The 22,509-nt window shown below is 69.0% G+C and carries 22 protein-coding genes; 14 read left to right on the top strand and 8 right to left on the bottom strand.

All coding sequences use genetic code 11. The features are described 5' to 3' along the window. Window positions 1-55: 55 nt before the first annotated feature. The gene (gene elbB / locus GHC57_RS01765) at window positions 56-724 is read left to right on the top strand and encodes an isoprenoid biosynthesis glyoxalase ElbB (RefSeq protein ID WP_153340521.1); all 669 of its coding nucleotides are present in this window, start codon (window positions 56-58) and stop codon (window positions 722-724) included. Between the two features lie 10 nt (window positions 725-734). Here elbB and GHC57_RS19750 read toward each other — a convergent pair whose 3' ends face one another. The 3 genes from GHC57_RS19750 to GHC57_RS01750 form a co-directional block, all read right to left on the bottom strand. Further along, on the bottom strand, window positions 735-1,016 hold the full coding sequence (locus tag GHC57_RS19750; protein ID WP_343031071.1) for a TMEM165/GDT1 family protein: 282 nt from the start codon (window positions 1,014-1,016) through the stop codon (window positions 735-737). Window positions 1,017-1,383: 367 nt separating this feature from the next. Next, window positions 1,384-2,550, bottom strand: coding sequence for a GlxA family transcriptional regulator (locus tag GHC57_RS01755; RefSeq protein WP_153340518.1), 1,167 nt, complete (start codon window positions 2,548-2,550; stop codon window positions 1,384-1,386). A gap of 120 nt (window positions 2,551-2,670) precedes the next feature. Beyond that, window positions 2,671-3,678, bottom strand: coding sequence for a GlxA family transcriptional regulator (locus tag GHC57_RS01750; RefSeq protein WP_246152063.1), 1,008 nt, complete (start codon window positions 3,676-3,678; stop codon window positions 2,671-2,673). Window positions 3,679-3,970: 292 nt separating this feature from the next. Here GHC57_RS01750 and GHC57_RS01745 point away from each other — a divergent pair, with 292 nt between their 5' ends. The 6 genes from GHC57_RS01745 to GHC57_RS01720 all read left to right on the top strand — a co-directional run bounded on the left by GHC57_RS01745 (window position 3,971) and on the right by GHC57_RS01720 (window position 12,976). Further along, on the top strand, window positions 3,971-5,224 hold the full coding sequence (locus GHC57_RS01745) for a sarcosine oxidase subunit beta family protein (protein ID WP_170294620.1): 1,254 nt from the start codon (window positions 3,971-3,973) through the stop codon (window positions 5,222-5,224). Between the two features lie 37 nt (window positions 5,225-5,261). Then, window positions 5,262-5,561, top strand: a complete 300-nt coding sequence (locus GHC57_RS01740; protein WP_153340514.1) for a sarcosine oxidase subunit delta — start codon at window positions 5,262-5,264, stop codon at window positions 5,559-5,561. Further along, window positions 5,558-8,620, top strand: a complete 3,063-nt coding sequence (locus tag GHC57_RS01735; protein ID WP_153340512.1) for a sarcosine oxidase subunit alpha family protein — start codon at window positions 5,558-5,560, stop codon at window positions 8,618-8,620. Before GHC57_RS01740 ends, GHC57_RS01735 begins: the two co-directional genes overlap by 4 nt. Beyond that, window positions 8,601-9,272: a sarcosine oxidase subunit gamma gene (locus GHC57_RS01730; protein WP_153340510.1), complete on the top strand. Its 672-nt coding sequence runs from the start codon at window positions 8,601-8,603 to the stop codon at window positions 9,270-9,272. Before GHC57_RS01735 ends, GHC57_RS01730 begins: the two co-directional genes overlap by 20 nt. A gap of 252 nt (window positions 9,273-9,524) precedes the next feature. After that, on the top strand, window positions 9,525-11,972 hold the full coding sequence (locus tag GHC57_RS01725) for a GcvT family protein (RefSeq protein WP_153340508.1): 2,448 nt from the start codon (window positions 9,525-9,527) through the stop codon (window positions 11,970-11,972). A gap of 356 nt (window positions 11,973-12,328) precedes the next feature. After that, window positions 12,329-12,976: a cation efflux transmembrane domain-containing protein gene (locus GHC57_RS01720; protein ID WP_170294619.1), complete on the top strand. Its 648-nt coding sequence runs from the start codon at window positions 12,329-12,331 to the stop codon at window positions 12,974-12,976. Window positions 12,977-13,026: 50 nt separating this feature from the next. On the opposite strand, the gene GHC57_RS01715 is transcribed toward GHC57_RS01720, so the two are convergent. From GHC57_RS01715 to GHC57_RS01695, 5 genes are all read right to left on the bottom strand, one after another. Next, the gene (locus tag GHC57_RS01715) at window positions 13,027-13,488 is read right to left on the bottom strand and encodes a hypothetical protein (protein ID WP_153340504.1); all 462 of its coding nucleotides are present in this window, start codon (window positions 13,486-13,488) and stop codon (window positions 13,027-13,029) included. Window positions 13,489-13,672: 184 nt separating this feature from the next. Beyond that, a complete protein-coding gene (fliP, locus tag GHC57_RS01710; protein ID WP_425500632.1) occupies window positions 13,673-14,479 on the bottom strand; it encodes a flagellar type III secretion system pore protein FliP in 807 nt (268 codons plus the stop codon). Next, on the bottom strand, window positions 14,476-14,847 hold the full coding sequence (locus tag GHC57_RS01705; RefSeq protein WP_153340502.1) for a flagellar biosynthetic protein FliO: 372 nt from the start codon (window positions 14,845-14,847) through the stop codon (window positions 14,476-14,478). The genes fliP and GHC57_RS01705 overlap by 4 nt, the downstream gene beginning before the upstream one ends. A 63-nt stretch (window positions 14,848-14,910) precedes the next feature. Continuing rightward, on the bottom strand, window positions 14,911-15,507 hold the full coding sequence (locus GHC57_RS01700) for a hypothetical protein (RefSeq protein WP_153340500.1): 597 nt from the start codon (window positions 15,505-15,507) through the stop codon (window positions 14,911-14,913). Beyond that, entirely contained in the window at window positions 15,504-15,923 is a 420-nt protein-coding gene (locus GHC57_RS01695) for an EscU/YscU/HrcU family type III secretion system export apparatus switch protein (protein ID WP_153340498.1), read from the bottom strand. The genes GHC57_RS01700 and GHC57_RS01695 overlap by 4 nt, the downstream gene beginning before the upstream one ends. A gap of 195 nt (window positions 15,924-16,118) precedes the next feature. On the opposite strand from GHC57_RS01695, the gene GHC57_RS01690 reads away from it, so the two are divergent. The 7 genes from GHC57_RS01690 to GHC57_RS01660 all read left to right on the top strand — a co-directional run bounded on the left by GHC57_RS01690 (window position 16,119) and on the right by GHC57_RS01660 (window position 22,288). Continuing rightward, on the top strand, window positions 16,119-16,535 hold the full coding sequence (locus GHC57_RS01690; protein ID WP_153340496.1) for a flagellar basal body rod protein FlgB: 417 nt from the start codon (window positions 16,119-16,121) through the stop codon (window positions 16,533-16,535). A gap of 40 nt (window positions 16,536-16,575) precedes the next feature. Continuing rightward, on the top strand, window positions 16,576-16,986 hold the full coding sequence (gene flgC, locus GHC57_RS01685) for a flagellar basal body rod protein FlgC (protein ID WP_153340494.1): 411 nt from the start codon (window positions 16,576-16,578) through the stop codon (window positions 16,984-16,986). A 52-nt stretch (window positions 16,987-17,038) separates the two neighbouring features. Then, window positions 17,039-17,365: a flagellar hook-basal body complex protein FliE gene (gene fliE, locus GHC57_RS01680; RefSeq protein WP_153340492.1), complete on the top strand. Its 327-nt coding sequence runs from the start codon at window positions 17,039-17,041 to the stop codon at window positions 17,363-17,365. A 71-nt stretch (window positions 17,366-17,436) separates the two neighbouring features. Then, the gene (gene fliQ, locus GHC57_RS01675) at window positions 17,437-17,703 is read left to right on the top strand and encodes a flagellar biosynthesis protein FliQ (RefSeq protein WP_153340490.1); all 267 of its coding nucleotides are present in this window, start codon (window positions 17,437-17,439) and stop codon (window positions 17,701-17,703) included. A gap of 34 nt (window positions 17,704-17,737) precedes the next feature. Then, window positions 17,738-18,499: a flagellar biosynthetic protein FliR gene (gene fliR / locus GHC57_RS01670; protein WP_153340488.1), complete on the top strand. Its 762-nt coding sequence runs from the start codon at window positions 17,738-17,740 to the stop codon at window positions 18,497-18,499. Between the two features lie 20 nt (window positions 18,500-18,519). Beyond that, window positions 18,520-19,587: a flagellar biosynthesis protein FlhB gene (gene flhB, locus GHC57_RS01665; protein WP_170294618.1), complete on the top strand. Its 1,068-nt coding sequence runs from the start codon at window positions 18,520-18,522 to the stop codon at window positions 19,585-19,587. After that, window positions 19,556-22,288 carry a hybrid sensor histidine kinase/response regulator gene (locus GHC57_RS01660; RefSeq protein WP_246152062.1) on the top strand — a complete coding sequence of 911 codons (2,733 nt, stop codon included), beginning with the start codon at window positions 19,556-19,558 and terminating at the stop codon, window positions 22,286-22,288. The genes flhB and GHC57_RS01660 overlap by 32 nt, the downstream gene beginning before the upstream one ends. Window positions 22,289-22,509 lie beyond the last annotated feature (221 nt).

The raw sequence follows: 22,509 nt of genomic DNA, 5'->3' as shown, positions 1-22,509 counted from the left end.
TGCTCGTGGTCCGCATGCGGCGGTCCCCCTTCACCCCCGACACAGAGAGGTCCCCATGAGCGACAAGCCCCGCTTCGCCGTGCTGCTGTCCGGCTGCGGCGTGTTCGACGGCGCCGAGGTCACCGAAACCGTGACGACCCTTCTGGCCATCGACCGACAGGGCGGCGCCTATCGGTGCTTCGCCCCCGACATCCCGCAGTTGCACGTGATCGACCACAAGTCGGGCCAGCCGATGGAGGGCGAGACCCGCAACGTGCTGGTGGAGGCGGCGCGCATCCCGCGCGGGGCCATCGACGACGTGGCGGTGTTCGATCCCAGCGAGTTCGATGCGCTGATTCTGCCGGGCGGGTTCGGCGCGGCGAAGAACTTCTGCACCTTCGCGGTGGATGGGCCGGACTGCGCGGTGGACGAGAACGTCGAGGCCGCGATCAAGGCCGCGCACACGGCCGGCCTGCCCATCGGGGCGCTGTGCATCGCGCCGGCGGTCATCGCCCGGGTGCTGGGCGACGTGACCGTGACCATCGGTTCCGACGCCGGCGTGGCCGAGGGCATCGGCGCCATGGGCGGCACCCACAAGACCACCACCCACGCCGAGATCGTGGTGGACGAGGCCAACAAGCTGGTCACCAGCCCGTGCTACATGCTGGACGCCACCGTCTCGCAGATCGCCGACGGCGCGGACAACACCGTGCGGGCGCTGATGGGCATGATCGGCAAGGGCTGACCGGCGCCCGTCACGCGCCCTTCACATGCGCCCAGATGCTGAGCAGGCCGATCAGGATGAAGCCGATCCCGGCGATCAGCTTCAGTGGCAACATGGACAGCGTGCGTTCGGCCATCGTGCCCAGAGCGACGGCGGCGGCGGTGGAGGCGACCAGAGCGCCCGCCGCCGCCAGAAACACCAGCATGGGATGGACCTTGCTGTCGGTGGCGAACAGCAGGGTGGCGATCTGCGTCTTGTCGCCGAGTTCGGCCAGGAACACGGTGACGAAAATGGCAAGCAGCGACTGAATCACGGGGATGGGTCCCTGATGATGGCGGCGGGTGCTGAACAGTGGGCGAGGGCATAGCACCGTCGTCCCGCCCGGGCAACGCACCGTGGCGAACCGGCAGGGCTCCGAATCCAGATTGCTGTTCCGTGACTCTGCAGGGGTCGAACCCGCCTCACGAGGTCCTTCGGTCGCCCCCGGCGACGCGTCGGGTCGCCGCAAAGGAGCGCGACCATCGGACCGATGGTCGCGGGGCTCCCTCAGGACGATACACTTGTAATAGAGAGTGTTATCCTGAGCGCCCAAAGGGCGCGAAGAATCTCGTGATGAGGCACACACCATGACACCCCCGTCATCCGGATTCGGAGCCCTGGGTGCGCCGGGCCTGCTCCGCTCAGGAGGGAAGGGGCGGGGGGGCGTCGCCGTCCGTGGGGTCCGTGTCGTCCGGGCCGAGGGCGTCCCCGTGGGCGGCCTCGCCCTCCGGGTCCAGGCTGTCCAGCACATCCAGTTCCACCGCCAGCGGTGATTCCGCCCCATCCGGCGGGAGCGGCGCGGCCGGCCAGTCCGGCATGCCGGGCCCCGGTTTCACCAGATGGGGCGCCAGCCGCCAGCGCCGGGGCGGCTGGCCGAACTCCTGCCGGTAGCATTTCGTGAAATGCGAGGCGGAGGAAAACCCGCAGGCCACCGCCACCTGCAACACGGTCAACGAGGTCTGCGCCAGCAGCGCCCGGGCGCGCTGCAGCCGGAGGCGCTGGTAATACCGCGACGGCGAAACCCCGATGTGCTTGCTGAACAAGCGTTCAAGCTGGCGGTGCGACACGCCGATGTCCGCCGCCAGGGACTCGACTGGAAGGGGTGTCTCCAGTTGCGCTTCCATGAGAGCGATGGCCGCCAACACCTTGGGATCGCTGACGCCGACGCGCTGGCGCAGCGCCATGCGCTGCGGGTCCTCGGGCCGGCGGACCACGGTGTGGATCAGCGCCTCCGCCACCTTCATCGCCAGCCCGTGGCCGTGGTCCGCATGGATCAGGGCGATCATCATGTCCAGGGCCGCCGTGCCGCCGGCGCAGGTGAAGCGGTCACGGTCGATCTCGTACAGGGTGGCGGTGATGTCCAGGCGCGGGAACTCCTCGGCGAAGCCCTCCACGTTCTCCCAATGGATGGTGCAGCGATAGCCGTCCAGCAGACCGGCGGCGGCGAGCGCCAGCGCCCCGGTGCACAGGCCGCCCAGATGCGCGCCGCGGCGGGCGTGACGGCGCAGCCAGACGGTGACGGCCGGGTCCCGGTAGCCCTCCATGCCCATGCCGGCGCACACGATGACGGCGGCCGCGCCGGGGTCTTCGCTGCCCATGGTGGCGTCCGGCAGAACGTGCACGCCATTGCTGGCGGCGGCCGCCGTGCCGGTGGTGGTGAGGATGTCCCAGCGATAGAGCGGACGATCGGACAGCCGGTTCGCGGTGCGCAGGGCCTCCACCGCCGAGGTGAAGGCGAGCATCGAGAACCGCTGGAACAGGAGAAACTGGAACAGGCGCGGCCTGTCCTGATCCCGCCGAGATACCATCCGGGCCGCTCCTTCGGCCGCCGCGCCCCGCCTCCCCTGACGGGAACCCATCCCACCATGATGCCGGTGACGGCCCGGCCCGGTAAATAGCGATTCGCAGAGTCGAGCCCCTTTATTTCGTCATGGTATCGAAGGTGGCGCGGCCTGTGCGGCGGTGCGCAGGGCCTGAGGCGTGGTGCCGTATGCGGCCTTCAGGTTTCGCGAAAAATGGGAGGCGTCGGCGAAGCCGCATTCCTGCGCGATTTCGGTGAAGCTGCGGCCGGTGCGGGTCACCAGCCAGTGCCCGTGCCGCAGCCGGAGCCGGCGGGCGTAGGCGGACGGCGTGGTTTCCAGTTCGTCCCGGAACAGGCGTTCAAGCTGGCGGCGCGAGAGTCCCACCCGCCGCGCCAGATCGCCGGTGCGCGGCGGTGTGGCCAGCGTGTTGTCGAGAATGCGCAGGGCCTGGCGCAGGCGCGGGTCCCGCACCTCGGGGCCGCCGTCGCCGATGGCCATGGGCTGCGGTGCATCGGCCGGTCGGGCGGCGTCGCTCACCAGGATGTTCAGCGCCTTGCGCGCGGCGGCCGCCCCCAGGTGCCGGTCCACCAGCCAGGCCGCCAGATCCACTGCGCCGGTGCCGCCGGCGCAGGTGATGCGCGGGCCGTCCACCACGAACAGACGGTCGGCGACCGGAGTGACGTCCGGAAAGGCCTGCACGAGATCGCGGTGGTGGTACCACGACACGCAGCACTGCCGATCGCGCATCAACCCGGCGTGGATCAGCGTGAACACGGCGGTGCACAGCCCCACCAGGGGGACGCCGGCGGCGGCGGCCGTGCGCAGGTAGCCGGTCACGGCTGGATCCTGGACCGGCCCCTGATGGATCAGCCCGCCCACCACCACGATGTAGTCGAACCCGCGCGGTGGGGTCAGGCCGCCGTCCGGGGTGATGCGGGTGCCGCAACTGGCGCGCACCGGGCGGCCGTCGGCCGTCATGGTGGTCCAGCGGCAGTCGATCTGGCGGCTCATGTCGCCCTCGTCGGCGGCCAGCCGGAGCATGTCCACGAAGCCGGCGAACGGCAATAGCGTGAACCGAGGCAGCAGCACGAACGCCACTTTCAGGCGGGCGGTGCGGGGCGGCGGCGGGCTCATGGCATGGCGCATCCATACCGGGGTCGCGGGGCCAGCGCGGCTGCGACATCTCGTGCGGCGGTGCACACCATGGGCGCGGTCCCCCGGGTCTGGCCACGCGGTTGATATCGAAGGGTTAAATGCCGCAGGGGCGGAGTCAATGCGGGGCTCGATACGATGGCGCAAAAATGCAAGGAAGCTGTCCCCGCCGTTCTAGTCATGTCGCGTTGCTTCACGGTCTCCTTGGGCTGCGGACCGGGAGTCGGCGGGGTCCCCGCCGGAGGGTCCGGCCGAGGACGTCGGGAGGGCTGTCGTGGCGCGATATTCGATCTGGTCCCTGGCGCGCAACGCGCTGTCGCATCACCAGCACTGGCCCCGGCAGTGGCGCAGCCCGGAGCCCAAGCGCCACTACGACGTCATCATCGTCGGGGGCGGCGGCCACGGTCTGGCGACGGCCTATTACCTCGCCAAGGAACACGACATCACCAACGTGGCGGTGCTGGAGAAGGGGTGGCTGGGCGGCGGCAACACCGGGCGCAACACCACCATCGTGCGCTCCAACTACCTGTGGGACGAAAGTGCCGCGCTCTACGAGTTGTCGCTGAAGCTGTGGGAGGGTCTGTCGAAGGACCTGAACTACAACGTCATGCTCAGCCAGCGCGGGGTGCTGAACCTCGCCCACAGCCTGGGCGACGTGCGCGCCGGCCGGCGCCGGGCGGAGGCCAACCGTCTGAACGGCATCGACTCGGTGTGGCTGGAGCCCGCGGGCGTCAAAAAGATCGTGTCGATCATCAACACGTCCAGCACCCTGCGCTATCCCATCCTGGGCTCGACATGGCAGCCGCGCGGCGGTGTCGCGCGGCATGATGCGGTCGCCTGGGGCTATGCCCGCGCCGCCGACGCGCGCGGGGTGGACATCATCCAGAATTGCGAGGTGACCGGGCTGTGTCGCGACACCGCCGGGCGGATCACGGGCGTGGAGACGACCCGGGGTCCCATCGCGGCCGGCAAGGTGGGGATTGTCGCGGCCGGGCATACCTCGGTGCTGGCGGCGATGGCGGACATCCGCCTGCCGATCCAGTCGCATCCCCTTCAGGCGCTTGTTTCGGAGCCGATCAAGCGGGTCCTCGACTGCGTGGTCATGTCGGGGGCCATCCACGTCTACGTCAGCCAGTCCGACAAGGGCGAGCTGGTCATCGGCGCGGGCATCGACGGCTACAACTCCTATGCGCAGCGGGGCAGCTTCCACGTGCTGGAACACCAGACGGCCGCCCTGGTCGAGTTGTTCCCGATCTTCGCCCGCCTGCGCATGATGCGCACCTGGGGCGGCATCGTGGACACCTGCCCGGATGCCTCGCCGATCCTGAGCAGGACGCCCGTGCCCGGCCTGTACATCAACGGCGGCTGGGGCACTGGCGGCTTCAAGGCGACGCCCGGGTCGGGCTTCGTGTTCGCCCACACCATCGCCCGGGACGAGCCGCACCCCGTCAACGCGCCGTTCTCGCTCGATCGGTTCGTGACCGGCGCGCTGATTGACGAGCACGGCGCCGCCGCCGTCGCCCATTGATTTTATCGAACGGACCCTGCCGGAAGGACCCGTCATCATGCTGCTGATCGAGTGCCCCTGGTGCGGGCCGCGCGAGGAACCGGAGTTCAGCTACGGCGGGCAGGCCCATCTGGCCCGGCCCGCGGATCCGGCTGCGCTGTCGGACGAGGACTGGGCCTCGTTCGTGTTCCTGCGCGACAACCCCAAGGGCGTCTTCGCCGAGCGCTGGTGCCACGCCGCCGGCTGCCGGCGCTGGTTCAACGTGCTGCGCGATACGGTGAGTCACCGGGTGCTGGCGGTCTATCGCATGGGCGAGGCGCGCCCCTCTGTTCCGGAGACCGAGGGGGCCGGGCGATGAGCGACCGCACGCAGGACTATCGCCTGCCGGCCGGCGGGCTGATCGACCGGACGCGGCGCATCCGGTTCCGCTTCAACCATGAATGGATGGATGGCCATCCGGGCGACACCCTGGCCAGCGCGCTGCTCGCCAACGGCATCCATCTGGTCGGCCGCTCGATGAAGTACCACCGACCGCGCGGCATCCTGGCCGCCGGGGCCGAGGACCCGGGCGCGCTCATCCAGCGCCGGGTGACGGGCGAACCGGCCCGCACCGATCCCAACTGGCGCGCCACCCAGACCGCTTTGGTGGACGGCCTGGAGGCGGAGAGCGTCAATGTCTGGCCCTCGGTCGAGCGCGACCTGGGCGCGGTGATGGGCGCGCTCTCGCCGGTCATGGGCGCGGGCTTCTACTACAAGATCATGCAGGGCTCGCGCTTCATGTGGCAGCGCGTCTACGAGCCGCTGATCCGCAAGGCCGCCGGCTTCGGCACATGCCCGGACCTGCCGGACCCGGACCGCTACGAACAACGCCACGTCCATTGCGACGTGCTGGTGGTCGGCGGCGGCCCCGCCGGACTGGCGGCGGCGCGGGCGGCGGCGCGCTCGGGCGCGCGGGTGATCCTGGCCGACGAGGACGAGCGCTTCGGCGGCAGCCTGCTCGCCCGCCCACGCACGGTGGAGGGCCACGCCGGTCCGGAATGGGTGGCCTCGGTCAAGGCGATGCTGAAGGCCAATCCCGAGGTTCGCCTGCTGCCGCGCACCACAGTGTTCGGGTACTACGACGGCAACTATCTGATGGCGCTGGAGCGGGTCACGGATCATGTGTCTCTGGCCGAGGCTCCGGCGGGGGCACCCCGCCAGCGCCTGTGGCACATCCGGGCGAAGCGGGTGGTGCTGGCCACCGGCGCCCACGAACGCCCGCTGGTGTTCGGCGACAACGACCGGCCGGGCATCATGCTGGCCGGCGCGGCGCAGGAATACCTGCACCGCTGGGCCGTCCTGCCGGGGCGCGACGTGGTGGTGTTCACGACCAACGACCGCGCCTACGAGGCCGCCCTTGACCTCCACACGGCGGGGGCGACGATCCACGCCATCGTCGATGCCCGCGCCGAGCCCGGTCCGGCGCTGCCGGCGGCCGCGCGGGCGGCGGGTATTCGGGTGGTGACCGGCTATGTGGTTGCGGGCACCACCGGCAAGACGCACATCACCGGGGCCAGCATCAACAAGCTGCAGGCGGACGGCCGGGCGCAGCCGCACTGCCTGGAGACCATTCCCTGTGACCTGCTGCTGGTCTCGGGCGGGCTGTCCCCGGTGGTGCATCTGTTCAGCCAGTCCGGCGGCAAACTGCGCTACGACACCGACCGGCTGGCCTTCGTGCCGGACCGCGCCGTGCAGGCCCAGGCCAGCGTCGGCGCCTGCGCGGGCACCTTCGACCTGGCCGGGTGCCTGGCCGAGGGGGCTGCGGCGGGCGCCGAGGCGGCCCGTCTCGCCGGCTTCGATCCGGGGCGCGGGGCAGGGGAGGCACCGGCCTGCGACTCTGAACCGGCGCTGGGGTCGGACTCGCCCCTGTGGCAGGTGCGTTATGCCAAGGGCACCGAATTCGACTGGGGCAAGCCGTTCGTCGATCTGCAGAACGACACCACCGCCCACGACATCCAGCAGGCCGCGCGCGAGGGCTTCGAGAGCGTCGAGCACGTCAAGCGCTACACCCTCACCGGGTTCGGCACGGACCAGGGCAAGACCGCCAACATCAACGGCCTGGGGGTGCTGGCCGAGGCGCTGGGCCGGCCCATGGGCGAGGCGGGGACCACCACCTTCCGCCCGCCCTATACCCCCGTGACCTTCGCCGCCATGGCCGGGCGCGACCGGGGCGATCACCTGGACCCGGCGCGGCTGACCGCGATCCACGATCGGCACGTGGCGATGGGCGCGGAGTTCGAGGACGTGGGCCAGTGGAAGCGCCCCTGGTACTACCCCCGCGCCGGGGAGAGCCTCCATGAGGCCGTCGCCCGCGAATGCCAGGCCGTGCGCGAGGGCGTGGGCATCCTGGATGCCTCCACCCTGGGCAAGATCGACATCCAGGGACCGGATGCCGCCGAGTTCCTGAACCGCGTCTACACCAACGCCTGGAAGAAACTCGCGGTCGGCCGGGTGCGCTACGGCCTGATGTGCCGCGAGGACGGCATGGTGTTCGACGACGGCACGACGGCCCGCATCGCCGAGGACCGCTTCCTGATGACCACCACGACGGGCGGCGCGGCGGCGGTCATGGACCACCTGGAGGACTACCTCCAGACCGAATGGCCGGACCTGCGCGTGCGCCTGACCTCGGTGACCGAGCAGTGGTCCACGGTCGGCATCGCCGGACCGAAGGCGGGGATCCTGATGGCGCGGCTGGCGTCGGGCCAGGACCTGTCGCCGGAGAGCTTTCCGTTCATGAGTTGGCGGCCGGCCATCGTCGCCGGGCTGCACGCCCGCGTGTTCCGCATCAGTTTCACGGGCGAACTGCAATACGAAGTCAACGTGCCCTGGCACCAGGGCGGCGCGCTGTGGGACGCCATCCTGCGCGTCGGCGTGGACCTGGGGGTGACGCCCTACGGCACCGAGACCATGCACGTCCTGCGGGCCGAAAAGGGCTTCATCATCGTCGGCCAGGAAACCGACGGCTGCCAGACGCCCCTTGACCTGGGCATGGACTGGATCGTCTCCAAGCAGAAGCCGGACTTCATCGGCAAGCGGTCCCTGTCCCGGTCCGACACCGCGCGGCCCGACCGCAGGCAGTTGGTCGGGCTGATGCCGAAGGACAAACGCCGCGTGGTCCCGGAAGGCAGCCAGATCGTCGAGCCGGGCGCGTCACGGGGACCGAAGCCGGTGCCCATGCTGGGGTTCGTCACGTCAGCCTACTGGTCGCCCGCGCTGGAGTCCGGGTTCGCGCTGGCGCTGGTGGCCGGCGGACGTGCGCGTTTGGGCGTGACGGTCTCGGTCGCGCTGCCCTCGGGCGAGGTGCCGGCGGTGATCTGCGATCCGGTGATGTTCGACAAGGAAGGAGCGCGCCGCGATGGCCTCCCCGCAGCTTGAGCCCGACGCGCCCAAGGACGGCCTGGAATACGGCCTGGGCGGTCCCGGCGGGCGCTGGGAAAGCCCGCTCTATCCCCTGGAACTGGCGATGGCCAGGGCCGGCGGGCCGCTGGTCACGCTGTCGTCCGGGGCGGCGCGCACCGTGCTGAACCTGCGCGCGACCGAGGGCATGCTGCCCGAGATCGGCAAGGCCTTCGGCGTGCAGCCGCCGACCGCGCCAAACACGTGGGTCGCCAGTCCGGACGGTCGCCGGCTGGCGCTGTGGCTGGGGCCGGACGAGTGGCTGCTGGTGGCGCCCGATGGCTCTGCCCGGGCGCTGGATCAGGCGATCCGCGAAGCGCCGGTGAACGATCCGTGGCTGTCGGTCAGCGACCTGTCGCACAATTATACGGTGCTGGTGCTGGCCGGGCCGCGCGCCCGTCTGGTGCTGTCCAAGGGCTGCCCGCTGGACCTGCATCCGCGCGCGCTGAAGGCGGGCGCCTGCGTGCAGACCACGCTGGGGCGGACCCGCGCCCTTCTGCGGGTGACCGTGGACGGGCCGGAGGGCGGTGATGCGATCGAGATCTGGGTGCGCAACTCCTTCGCCCGCTACACGGCGGCCTGGCTGATCGACGCCATGACGGGAATCGACAAGGAACCGTCGGATTTCTAGGCGCGCGATCCCTCTGCCGCGGGATACGCACGGGAAAGGCCGGGGCCGTGAACCGATTCGACTCACGCCCGAAGGTAAGGGAATGGCCCACCGCACAACCAAGTGCCATCCTGAGGGAGCGAAGCAACCGAAGGATCTCGTGGCAAGACGTGCTGCCGGTTCGGCGTCATCCAACCGCCCGAGATCCTTCGCCGCTTTCAGCGGCTCAGGATGACGCGATCAAGCTTCAGGGTGGCGAACAGGGAGGCAATCATGAGATCACACGCGCGCGTGGTGGTGATCGGCGGCGGTGTCGTCGGCGTGTCCACCCTGTACCACCTGGCTGCCAAGGGCTGGTCGGACGTCGTCCTGATCGAGCGCAAGGAGCTGACCTCGGGCTCCACCTGGCATGCGGCCGGGCTGCTGCCCCTGTTCAACATGAGCTATTCGGTCGGCCAGGTGCACAAGTACTCGGTGGACTTCTACCAGCGCCTTCAGGAAGAGACCGGCCAGGACGTCGGCTTCCGCAACGTCTCCAACATCCGCCTCGCCCAGACCCGCGACCGCATGGACGAGTACCACCAGTACGCCGGCGTCGCCCAGACGATCGGGGTCGAGGTCGAGTTCATGACGCCGGAGCAGGTCCAGGAAATCTGGCCGCTGTGCAACATTGACGGCGTGGTGGGGGCGATCCGGCATCCGGCCGATGGCTACATCCAGCCGGCGGACCTCACCCAGGCGCTGGCCAAGGGCGCCCGGGCGCGCGGGGCGGAGATCAACCGCAACACCACCGTGCTGGGCATCGAGCCGACCCGAAGCGGCGAGTGGCGGGTGAAGACCGACAAGGGCGACATCACCTGCGAGCACATCGTCTCGTGCACCGGCAACTTCGCGCGCGCGACCGGCCGCATGGTCGGGCTCGATATCCCGGTGATCCCGGTCGAGCACCAGTTCATCGTGACGGAACCCCATCCCGAGATCGTCGCCCGCCGCAAGCAGGGCCTGCCGGAAATGGGTGTGCTGCGCGATTCCGATAACGCCTGGTACATGCGGGAGGAGAACGGCGGCCTGCTGCTCGGTCCCTACGAGAAGGGCGCGCCTTGCTGCTATGCGGACGACCCGCACCCCGACACCGAGTGGGAGCTGTTCCAGGGCGACCTGGAGCGCCTGGAACCGCACATCGAGGGGGCGATCTTCCGCGTGCCGGCTTTCGGCGAGGTGGGCGTCAAGGAGGTCTACAACGGGGCCATTGCCTACACCCCGGACGGCAACCCGATCATCGGCCCGGCCTGGGGCCTGAAGAACTTTTGGCTGAACGAGGGTCACTCGTTCGGGATCACGGCCGCCGGCGGGGCCGGCTGGCAGCTTGCCGAATGGATCGTCGAGGGCGAACCGACCATCGACATGCTGGGCGTGGACCCGCGCCGCTTCGGCGACTACGCCACCAAGGGCTATCTGCGCCGCAAGAACGAGGAAGCCTACGCCAACGTCTTCACCATCCACTATCCGGACGAGGAACGCCCGGCCGCCCGGCCGCTGCGGACCGCGCCGTGCTACGAGCGCATGCGCGACCTGGGCGCGGTGTTCGGCCAGAAGTTCGGCTGGGAGCGGCCGAACTGGTTCGCGCCGCCGGGCGTGCCGCGCGAGGACGACTGGTCCTTCCGCCGCTCGCAGTGGTTCGAGGCGGTCGGCACCGAAGCCCGCAATGTGGCTGAAAACGTTGGCCTTCTGGACATGACGGCCTTCGCCAAGGCGCGCCTGACGGGCCGGGGGGCCGAGGCGTTCCTGACCCACCTCGTCGCCAACAGGCTGCCGAAAAAGATCGGCCGCGTCGGCCTGTGCCACGCCCTCACACCGCGCGGCGGGGTGCATTCCGAGTTCACCATCCAGCGCGAGGGCGAAACCCAGTTCTATCTGGTCTCGGCCGGTGCGCTGCAACGGCTCGATCACGACTGGCTGACCAGGCACATGCCCGATGACGGCTCGGTGCAGCTTCAGAACCTGACCGGGGCCATGGGCGTGCTGGTGCTGACCGGGCCGAAGTCCCGCACCCTGCTGGAGCGCGTTTCGGACGCCGACTTCTCCAACGCGGCCTTCCCGTGGCTGTCGGGCCAGGAGGTCGTGATCGGCATGGCGCCGGTGAAGGCGCTGCGGGTCAACTTCGTCGGCGAACTGGGATGGGAACTGCACCACCCCATCGAGTACCAGACCCACATCTTCGATACGTTGATGGAGGCCGGGGCCGATCTGGGCCTCAAGCCCTACGGCATTCGCGCCATGGACAGCCTGCGTCTGGAGAAGTCCTACCGCATGGTGGGCACGGAGCTGTCGATCGAATACGCGGCCTATGAATCGGGGCTGGATCGCTTCATCCATCCCGACAAGGGCGATTTCATCGGCCGGGACGCGCTGCTGCGCTGGCGGGATGCGGGCTTCCGGAACCAGTTCGTCACGCTGCAAGTGCACGAGGCGACGGATGCCGATGCGCTGGGCAACAACCCGATCTATGACGGCAAGACCGTGGTGGGCCGGGCCACGGGGGGCAATTACGGGTTCCGTGTCGGGCAGTCGCTGGCGCTGGCCATGGTCCGGCCCGAGGTGGCGGCGGTCGGCACCGACCTGTCGATGGACATCCTGGGGACCATGCACAAGGTGACGGTCATTCCGGAGAGCCCCTACGATCCCGACAACCTGCGCCTGCGCGGGGTGGCGCCGAACTAGCGAAAGGTTCGGATGGGCGGGAGGCTCCGTCCGGACGGTTGAAACGAGGCACGCGACAGGGCAACGGGCGCAGGGTAACGCGATCGCTCCTGCGGGTCTTTGCAGCGGATCGGAGACCCAAGCTCGAGATCCTTCAGCCGCTTCGCGGCTTCAGGATGACACCCTATCGTTTTCGTTTGTCATCCCGAGTGAGCGAAGCGAGACGAGGGATCTCGAGAGGCCTGCGCTGACGGCGCGGACCGTGCCGTCATGGAAACCTGCGCCCGTTGCCCTGAGGCATGCGACCCTTCCCCTTTCGTGCGCAACGCCGCCGTGCCATATAGGTGCGATTGGCTCTCAAACACAGGAGGGGCGCCGTGTCTGGCTGCGGCTGTTCCCACGACACCAAATTCGACGGCGTGTCCGCCGACTACAAGCGCATCCTGCTGGTGGTCATCGCCATCAACGCCGCCATGTTCCTGGTGGAGATGACCAGCGGTCTGTATGCCCAGTCGATGGCGCTGAAGGCCGACGCCCTGGACTTCCTGGGCGACAGCGTGACCTATGCGATCTCGCTGGCCGTCATCGGGATGTCGGTGCGGGTGCGCGCCACCGCCGCGCTGTTCAAGGGCGTGAGTCTGGGGGTGATGGCCGCCGTGATCCTGTCGGCCAGCGTGTATCGGACCTTCGTCGTCGCCCAACCGGACGAGGTGGTGATGAGTTCGGTCGGCCTGCTCGCCTTCACCGCGAACCTGATCGCGGCGTTGCTGCTGATGCGCTACCGCGATGGGGATTCCAACGTGCGCTCGGTCTGGCTGTGCAGCCGGAACGACGCCATCGGCAACCTGGGCGTGGTCGGCGCGGGCGTGCTCGTGGGCGTCACCGCAACCCCGTGGCCCGATCTGGTGGTGGCCGTGGTGCTGGCGGCGCTGTTCCTGTCCTCGGCCGTGGGCATCATCCGGCAGGCGCTGACGGAGAAACGCGAGGCGGCGTGCGCCGTCTCGGCCGCCGCGATGGCGGAATAGGGCAACCGCGGCCATGAAACGGACCGTTCCGTTTCATGGCCGAATAAACCCTAGTGCACGTACTCCTTGTAGGCCTTCTTGACGGCCGACTCCATGCCCTTCTTGATGACGAACTGCTTGACCACGTTTTTGGTCACGGCCTTCGCCACCCCGCCGGCGGCGGAGCCGATTCCTCGGCTGAAATAGGCCGCATAGACACCGTCGGCGACCAGGCCCCGGGCGAAGTTCAGGTACATCTTGTTCGCCATGTGCGTGAAACTGGCGTCGCGCCGCAGCACCTCCATGTTGTAGCGGGCCGCCATGGCGACCTCGGTGACGGCCTTGTTCTTGATGTCCAGGGGCGACAGGAACGCGGCCACGCGCTCCGGAATGGAGACCTCGCCGTCCATGTTGCCGTCCCGGTAATCGTAGAACGAAGCGACCACAGCGGCTTCGCCGTTGATGAAGCCGATCGCGCCGATTTCCTTGTTCAAGCTCTTGATGATGACCCAGTCGATCTCGTCGTTCGCCATGGCCCAGCCCCCCGGTTGCTGCGTTTGGGTGACCGTCTCGCTTCCGCCGGGGCGAACGGCGGACGATCCCCGCGAAATAGGTCCCTCCGCCGCCAAGTGTCCGGATTTCCCGCGATGAAATCAACGTTGTCCTGCAAACGGAACGGCCCCAAGGGCATGCCCGCCACGCGCGGCGGTCTCGGGGCTATCCGCCGGGCAGGGTGGCCGGGCCGAGTCCCTCGCCGAAGCTCTCCACCAGACTGCCGACGACCAGATACCAGCCGTCCACCAGCACGAAGAACACCAGCTTGAAGGGCAGGGCGATCATCATGGGCGGCAGCATCATCATGCCCATGGACATGAGAACCGAGGCGATCACCATGTCGATGATGACGAACGGGACGTAGATCAGGAACCCGATCTCGAAGGCGCGGCGCAGTTCGCTGATGATGAAGGCCGGCACGATGGCGGCCAGAGAGGCGGTCTCGGCCGTGGTCTCCGCCGGCGCCTGGGACAGGTTGAGCATCAACTCCAGGTCCTTGGGCCGGGTATGGCGCAGCATGAATTCGCGGAACGGCACCACGGCCCGGTCGAAGGCCTCCATTTCGTCGATCTGCTCGTTGACCAGGGGGGCGATGCCCTCGTCCCAGGATTGCTGGAACGTGGGCGCCATGATGAACACGGTCATGAACAGGGCGAGGCCGACCAGCACCATGTTGGGCGGCGTGGTCTGCGTGCCCATGGCATGGCGCAGGATCGAGAACACCACCAGGATGCGCGTGAACGAGGTGGTCATCAACAGGATGCCCGGCGCCACGGACAGCACGGTGATGAGCGCCACGAGCTGGACGATGCGGCCGGTCAGGGTGCCGTCCTCGCTGCCCAGGTCGATGGACAACGACTGGGCGAGCGCCGGCCCGGCGGGCACCAGCACCAGCAGCGCGGTGGCGGTCAGGATCAGGAGCAGGACGAGCACGGCCGGCACGCGGCGCATTCCCGGGAGCGGGCTCATGGGCGGCCCCCGCCGGTGCGGCCCAGCAGGGTGCGGAACGATGGGGTAGGCTCCGATGCTCCGGTGTCCGCGGCGTCCGGGGTGGTGGTCTGGGGCAGGGGCAGGGCGATGCCCGCTTCCACCACCAGATCCGTGGTGCCGCCGATCAACAGCAGGTGTTCCCGGTCGTCCCGGCGCACCAGAAGCAGCCGGCGGCGCGGATCCACCATGATGGCCTCCACGACCTGCAGGCGCCGACGCCCGGTCCGCCCGCCGCGCGCAGGTCCGCTCATCGGGCCATAGCGCCGCACCAGGGCCGCGACCAGAAAGATGAGGCCCAGCACGATCAGCAGGGCCAGAACAAAACGGGTGTAGGTGTCCAGTTCCATTGACGGTGGTCCGTGGGGCGCCCAGGGCCGGGCGCGGAAAAAAGCAAAGCTGGCGCGTTTTCCTCAAACGCCGCCGGGGTCCTGCGCCGAGGCGCCGCCGGGCGGTGCGGCGGTGTCGGGATCACCGTCCTCGCCTGTGTCACGTCGATCCGAGCGGCGCCGGTCCCCGCCACGGCGCCGCTCTCCGTTGCGGCGCTCCACGCGGCGGCGGTTGCCCTGGGGGTCCGGTTCCACAAACGTTTCGGGCGGCGCGACCGCCAGGGCGCGGGCATAGGCCGCGCTGGCGCGGGTGGAGTCGGACAGCCGCGCGCCGGAATCAGGGGAGCCGGCCGGGAGCCTGGGGGGGCCGTCGCCCCGGGCGGCGGCCAGGGTCCGGCTGGCGTCGCGCGTCACCCCTTCCAGGCGGTCCAGGCTGGCGACCAGCACGGTCAGTTGGGGGGCGAAGGCGTGCGCCTCGCTCGGCGGCAGGGCGGAGACGGCCTGGCAGATTTCCATGACCCGCGTGTCCAGGTTGCGCAGGGTCACGATCTGGTTGTTCCGGGACAGCCGTTCGGCGGTCGCCACGAGGCTCAGCACCTGGTCCAGGGCGTGAAGGATATCGTCGTGCGTCTGCCGGCCAGGGGGGCCGGGGGGCGGCTGGGGAGGGGAGGCTTCGGTCATGGCGGGCCGCTCCTGTGCGTCGGGTCGTCGTGCGCGGCGCCATCGGCGGGCGGGTCCTGCGGGACGGGTGGGTCGTGCGGTGGCGGGGCCGGGTCGGATCGGCCGGCCAGCCGCCCGTTGGCCCGATACACATAACTGAGGATTTCGGCGACGGCTGCCAGGGCCTCCAGCGGGATTTCACTGTCCACCTCCACCGCGGCCAGGATTTGGGCGAGGTCGGCGTCCTCGCGTACCTTGACGCCCTGCGCGAAGGCGATGGACAGGATCTGTTCGGCGACGGTGCCCCGGCCGCTGGCCAGAACGGTGGGCGCCCGCCCGCCTTCCGGGTCGTAGCCCAGGGCGACGGCGATGGCGTCGGTTCTGCGCGATGGCGCGGCCGGGCCGGCGGCGCGGGCGGAAGACCGGGGGTCGGACATAGAAAGGCGGCTCCGGAACGAGCGGGGCGCGACATCCTTTTATCGCCACCCTGCCGTGAATATTCCGTTAAGTCAGACACATCACGGCGATCCCCGGGCCGTCGCGCCACTTTACCGAATGTTAAAGCGCCCGGCGGATAGTGGAGAGGTCGCAGAGGGGTCGGGGGCCGACCCCGACTGAACGGGATGTGCAGGATGGATCTGAGCAAATTCGCGCTGTTTCGGATGGCGCAGACCACGATGAACTGGAGCGCCCAGCGCCAGAAGGTGCTGGCGCAGAACGTCGCGCACATCAACACGCCGGACTATCGGCCCAAGGACCTGAAGGAGTTGGACTTCCGGCGCATGGCCACCGAGGCGGCCCGTCCGGAGCCGGTGCGCGCGACCATGACCCACGCGGCCCATCAGCCGGGCACCCGCGAGGAACCGGGCCAGTTCGCGGCGCGCGAGTCCCGGCGGACCTTCGAGACGACGCTGGACGACAACACCGTGGTCCTGGAAGAGCAGATGCGGAAGATCGGCTCGACCAAATCCCAGTTCATGCTGGCCACGAACCTGTTTGAACGCAACCTGCGCATGCTGAAGACGGCCCTGGGCCGCCAGGGCGGCTGACGGATTCCCCGCCGTCCCGGTCAGGAAGGATGAGACCACCATGGACGACCTGAAATCGGTCACGCGCATTGCCGTTGCGGGGATGAAGGTCCAGGCCGAACGCCTGCGGGTCATCTCGCAGAACCTGGCCAATGCGGACTCCGTGGGCCAGCGCCCGGGCGAGACGCCGTACAGACGCAAGCTCATCACGTTCGAGGACGCCATGGACCGCGAAATGGGGCTCCGCAGCGTTCACGTGCGCGGCGTGACCGAGGACATGTCGCCGTTCCCGAAGCGCCTGGACCCCAGCCACCCGGCCGCCGACGCGGATGGATATGTGATGATGCCCAACGTGGACCCGCTGGTGGAAATGATGGACATGCGCGAGGCGCAGCGCTCCTACGAAGCCAACATGAGCACCATTTCCGTGGCCCGCGAGATGGCCAAGCGCACCCTTGAGATGCTGAAGTAAGACCCGGCAGCGCCGGACTCCCGTGCCCGTGCCCGTGCAAGGACCCTGAATCATGGCCGACGTCAGTTTCAACAGCGCCATCCAGGCCTATCGCGCCGCCTCCCGCCAGATGTCGGAGAGCGCGCCCCAGCCCGGCCAGATGCCCGAGGCGTCGGCCGGCTCGTCCAGTTTCGCGTCCATGGTCCATGACGTGGTCAAGGACTCGATCGGCTCCGTCCGCGAGGGCGAGCGCATGAGCCTGAAGGCCGTGACCGGCGAGGCCGACACGCGCGACGTGGTCATGGCCGCCAACAGCGCGGAAATCACGCTGCAGACCGTGGTGGCCATCCGCGACAAGGTCATCAGCGCCTACGACACCATCATGCGGATGCCGCTGTAATCCGCATCCGGGCCCGGGGCCCGGCCCCGATCACGCCAGACCGCGCACGACCGACAAGGGAACCGTCCGACATGGAGGAGGCCCAGATCCTCGACGTCGCCCGCGACGGCATCTACACCATGATCCTGATGGCGGCCCCCATCCTGCTGTCCGGGCTGGTGGTCGGCCTGGTGATCTCGCTGTTCCAGACCCTGACCCAGATCCAGGAAATGACACTGGTCTTCGTACCCAAGATCCTGGTCGTGTTTCTGGCCACGCTGGTTCTGCTGCCCTTCATGATCCGTACACTCACGGACATGATGACGCGGTTGATGGACATGGCCGTCAGCCTGCCATGACCGTCCGAGGGGCGGCGCGGACAGGAGGCCGGACGTGCTCGAATCCCTGCTGACGACCTCGGTCTTCAATTTCTTGCTGGTGTTCGCCCGGCTGGGCATCGTGATGATGCTGCTGCCGGGGTTCGGGGCCGCCTATATCACCGCGCGCACCCGGCTGGCCTTTTCCCTGCCGCTGGCCCTGGTCATCCTGCCGACGGTCGCGCCGGCGCTGCCGCCGCCGCCGGAGAGTGCCTCGGTGCTGGTGTTCCTCCTGGTCTCCGAGGTTCTGGTGGGCGTCTACCTGGCCTTCGTCGTGCTGCTGTTCCAGGCCGCGCTGCACCTGGGGGGCACATCCATAGGCTTCGCCGGCGGCCTGATGCACGCGCGGGCGTTCGACCCGGTGACCGCGCAGAGCAGCCCGATGATGGTCAACTTCATGATCCTGGTCTCGATCGTGTTGATCTTCGCGGTGGACCTGCACCACCTGTTCATCGAGGCCGTGGTGCATAGCTATTCCCTGTTCCCGCCCGGCGTGCTGCCGCCGCCCGGGGATTTCGTCAGCTATGCGACCGACGTGCTCGACAGATCGTTCCGGGTCGGCTGGCAGTTGGCCGCGCCCGTGGTGGTGTTCTCGTTTGTGTTCTTCGTCTCGATGGGGATCATCAGCCGGTTGATGCCGCAGATGAACGTGTTCTTCGTCGGGCTGCCGCTCAACATCCTGCTGGGGTTGGCGATGGTGTTTCTCACCCTGCCGGCCATCATGCTGGTGTATCTGAGATACCTTGACGAGGGCGTCCGGACCTTTATCGGGTTCTGAGCCCCTGACCGGAGGCCGCCGTGGCCGAGGAAGACAAGGCATCCAAAACGGAAGACCCGACCGACCGGCGCATCCAGAATGCCCGCAAGGAAGGCAACGTTGCGAACTCGCGCGAAGTTTCCAACTTCGCGGTGCTGCTGGGCGCGACCGTTTTCATGATTGCCCTGCTGCCCTGGGCGGCGGAGGGCATCGCCGGGCATCTGGCCAACTTCCTGGCCCGCGCGCACCAGTTCCCGCTGGAGACGGAGGGGATCGCCGTCGGCATGGCCGAGTCCGTGTTCACCGTGCTGCCCTACGTCATCGGGCCGGTGGTCATGTTCATGGTGTTGGGCTTCGTCTCACAGGTGGGCCAGGTGGGCTTGCTGTTCACGGCCAAGCCATTGAACCCGGAACTCAACAAGCTGTCGCCCATCAAGGGCTTCAAGCGCATCTTCTCGCTCAAGCAGCTTCTGGAGATCGTCAAGGGACTCCTGAAGCTGACCCTGGTGGCGATCCTGGCCTATTTCGTGCTGCGGCCCATCGCCGAATCGCCCAACCTCTATGTGGATCAGGATATCCTCATCACGCTGCACGACCTGCACGATGCACTGATCGCGCTGTTCGTGGGCACGCTGCTGTTCATGACCGTGATTGCCATGGCCGATCTGGTGTTCACGCGCTACAAGTATCGCGAAGACCTGCGCATGACCAAGCAGGAGGTCAAGGACGAGCACAAATCGACCGAGGGCGACCCGCACGTCCGGGCCCGCATCCGCAGCCTGCGTGTGGAACGCGCCCGCAAGCGCATGATGCAGGCCGTGCCCAGCGCCGATGTGGTCGTGACCAACCCCACACACTTCGCGGTCGCGCTGAAATACGATATGCAGAGCATGGCGGCTCCGCGCCTGGTCGCCAAGGGACAGGACCACCTGGCGCTTCGCATCCGCGCCCTGGCCGAGGACAATGACGTTCCGCTCGTTGAAAACCCCCCGCTGGCCCGCGCGCTCTATGCCGCCGTGGACCTGGATCAGGAGATCCCGCCCGAGCACTACCAAGCCGTGGCCGAGGTAATCGGGTATGTCATGCGGCTCAAGAAGGCATTTCGCTAGAAGCCCCGCCGTCTGGGGCCTGCTGCTGGGTGTGGTCGCGCTTCTGGGTGCGGTGCTCGCCAGTCATCCCGCCCTGGTGGAGACCTGGCCCGATCTGGTCCGTCAGGCCGGTCCCGTCCTGGCCGGACTCGGGGTCCCGCTCACGGTGTTTTCGCTGGCGGGGCTGATGCGGCTGGTCATCCGGCTGCACCGCATGGCGGCGTCCGGAGACCTGCTGCGCGACGTGCTGGAGGACGACCGCGAGGCGCGTCTTCTCTGCACCGAGAACGGCGAGATCGTCGTTGCGAACGAGACCGCGCGCAGCCTGTGGCCGGATCTGGAGCCGATCCGGGATCTGCGGCGGCGGTTGTATGATCCCCGCCGGCTTCCGGGGCCGGAGGACGGCGACAGCCGGCTGGACCGCCTCGCCGGGGCGGCGGCTGCGGGGTTCACGGAACACGTCACGGTGCCGCTCCGCCCGATGGCGGAGGGCTTTCCGGTCGGCGCGGGTGATGTCGCCGCGCGCGAATGGCCCTTCGCTCTGGAGGAGCCGGAGTGGTGGGACATTACCGTGCGCCGTGTGGCCGCACCGGGGGCGCGGGGACGGCGCGGCGAGGGCGGGTCGCACCGCCTCTGGGTGGGCCGCGACGTCACCGCCCAGCGCGCCATCGACGAGGTGCTGGCCCGAGAGCGGGAAAGCCTGGCCGACCTGCTGTTCTACCTGCCGGTGGGTCTGTACTCCGTCGATGCCAACGGCAGCCTGCGCTTCGTCAACCAGCGCATGGCCCGCTGGCTGGACCGCGACCCGGCCGCGCTGCGCGGCACGCCCCTGGTCGAGGTCGTGGACGGCAGCCTGCCGCCGCCGGAGGACGGGGACTGGCGCGGCGAGATGCGGTTCCTGACCGCCGACGGCCACCGCTTCTCCGCCCTGGTCAGTCAGGCCGCCTATGACGAGGCGGGGGAGCTGTTCACCCAGGCCGTGGTGATGCGCGAGGCCGTGGACGCCACCGCCGTGGGCCGGGAGCAGGCGGACGGCGCCCCCGGGTCCTGGCGCTGGGACCGCATGTTCCGATGGCTGTTCGACGGCGCGCCGGTCGGCATTGCCCTGACCGACCCGGAAGGCCGTCTGACGGACTGCAACCGGGCGCTGGTGTCGTTGCTGCGCCAGCGCCGCGACGATCTGCTGGATCAGTCGTTGATCGCGCTGGTCTCAGAGGGCGACCGTCCCGCCGTCGCCGATGCCATGGCCCGCCTTCTGTCCGGCGTGGAGGTCGGCGGCATGCACTTCGACATCACGCTGGATGCGGGCGGCGGCGCGGCGGCCGGGCGTGGGACCGGCGGCGCCCGGGGGCGGCCGCCGCAGGGGCCGTCCGGTCCGGTGACGGCGGCGCTGTTCCTGGGACCCATGGGCGGCAAGGAGGGAGCGGATGTGGAGGGCGTGATCGCCCATGTCATCGATACATCCGAACAGCGCAGCCTGGAGCGCCAGTTCGCCCAGGCGCAGAAGATGCAGGCGATGGGGCAACTCGCCGGCGGCGTGGCGCACGACTTCAACAACCTGCTGACGGCCATGATCGGCTATTCGGACCTGCTGCTGCAGCGGCACGGGACCGGCGATCCGTCCTTCGCCGACATCATGCAGATCCGCCAGAACGCCAATCGGGCCGCCAATCTGGTTCGCCAGCTCCTGGCGTTCTCGCGACGTCAGCCCCTGCGACCGCGCCCGCTCGACGTGGGGGCCGCGCTGTCCGAGCTGTCGCACCTGCTGCGCCGCCTGCTGGGCGAGGCGATCCAACTCCGTCTGGTTCACGGGCGCGACGTGGACCGGGTGCGCGTCGATCCGGGGCAGTTCGATCAGGTCATCATCAACCTGGCGGTCAACGCCCGCGACGCCATGCCGGACGGAGGGGCGCTGACCATCTCCACCCGGCTTGCGACCCTGGATGCACCCATCGACCGGGGCGCGGAGACCATGCCGCCCGGCCCCTACGTGGTGATCGAGGTGCGGGACACCGGCAAGGGCATCAGCGAGGAAAACCTGTCCCGCATCTTCGAACCGTTCTTCACCACCAAGGGCGGCGGCGCGGTGGGGGCGGGGACGGGGCTCGGCCTGTCCACGGTCTACGGCATTCTGCGCCAGACGGGCGGGTTCATCGACGTGGCCTCGACGCCGGGCGAGGGCACCACGTTCTCGATCAGCCTGCCCAGCGAACCGATCGCCGAGGTGGTGGAGGCGCGCGCCGAGACCGGCGCGCCGCCGGCCCCTCAGGACGAGTCCGCCGAGAGCAGCCCGGCCCCGGCGGTCGAGGACCTCACGGGGGCGGGGACAATCCTTCTGGTCGAGGACGAGGTGCCGGTGCGCCTGTTCGCGGCGCGCGCGCTGCGCAACAAGGGGTATTCGGTCATCGAGGCCGGCACGGGCGAAGCGGCCCTTGATGTGCTGGAGGATCAGCCCTCGCTGGTGCTGCTCATCACCGACATGGTGATGCCCGGCATCGACGGCGCGACCCTGGCCCGTCGGGTGCGGGAGAGCCGCCCGGACCTGCCCGTCATCATCACCAGTGGCTATTCCGAGGACGCGGCGCGTGGCGACATCCTGGAGCAACCGGCCATTCACTTCCTGCCCAAGCCGTTCAGTCTCAAACTGCTGGCGGAGACGGTGAAGGATATTCTGGCCGGCCGCACGTCCGGCCGCACGCCCGACCCCGACGCGGGCGCCTGAGGCAGGGCAAAGGTCTCGGGTCAACGGGATCTCACCTGCAGGTCTCTACAGCGGATCGGCGACCCGCGCCCGAGATCCTTCAGCCGCTTCGCGGCTTCGGGATGACACCCTATCGTTTTCGTTGGTCATCCCGGGCGAGCGAAGCGAGACGAGGGATCTCGAGAGGCCTGCTCCGGCCGAGCGGACCGTGCCGTCATGTTGACCTGAGCCCCGTTGCGCGG

Origin of the sequence: Roseospira navarrensis (assembly GCF_009601025.1) — a bacterium.
GTDB lineage: Bacteria > Pseudomonadota > Alphaproteobacteria > Rhodospirillales > Rhodospirillaceae > Rhodospira > Rhodospira navarrensis.
Note: the sequence above shows the minus strand (reverse complement) of the source record. Positions and strands in the feature narration are given on the sequence as shown.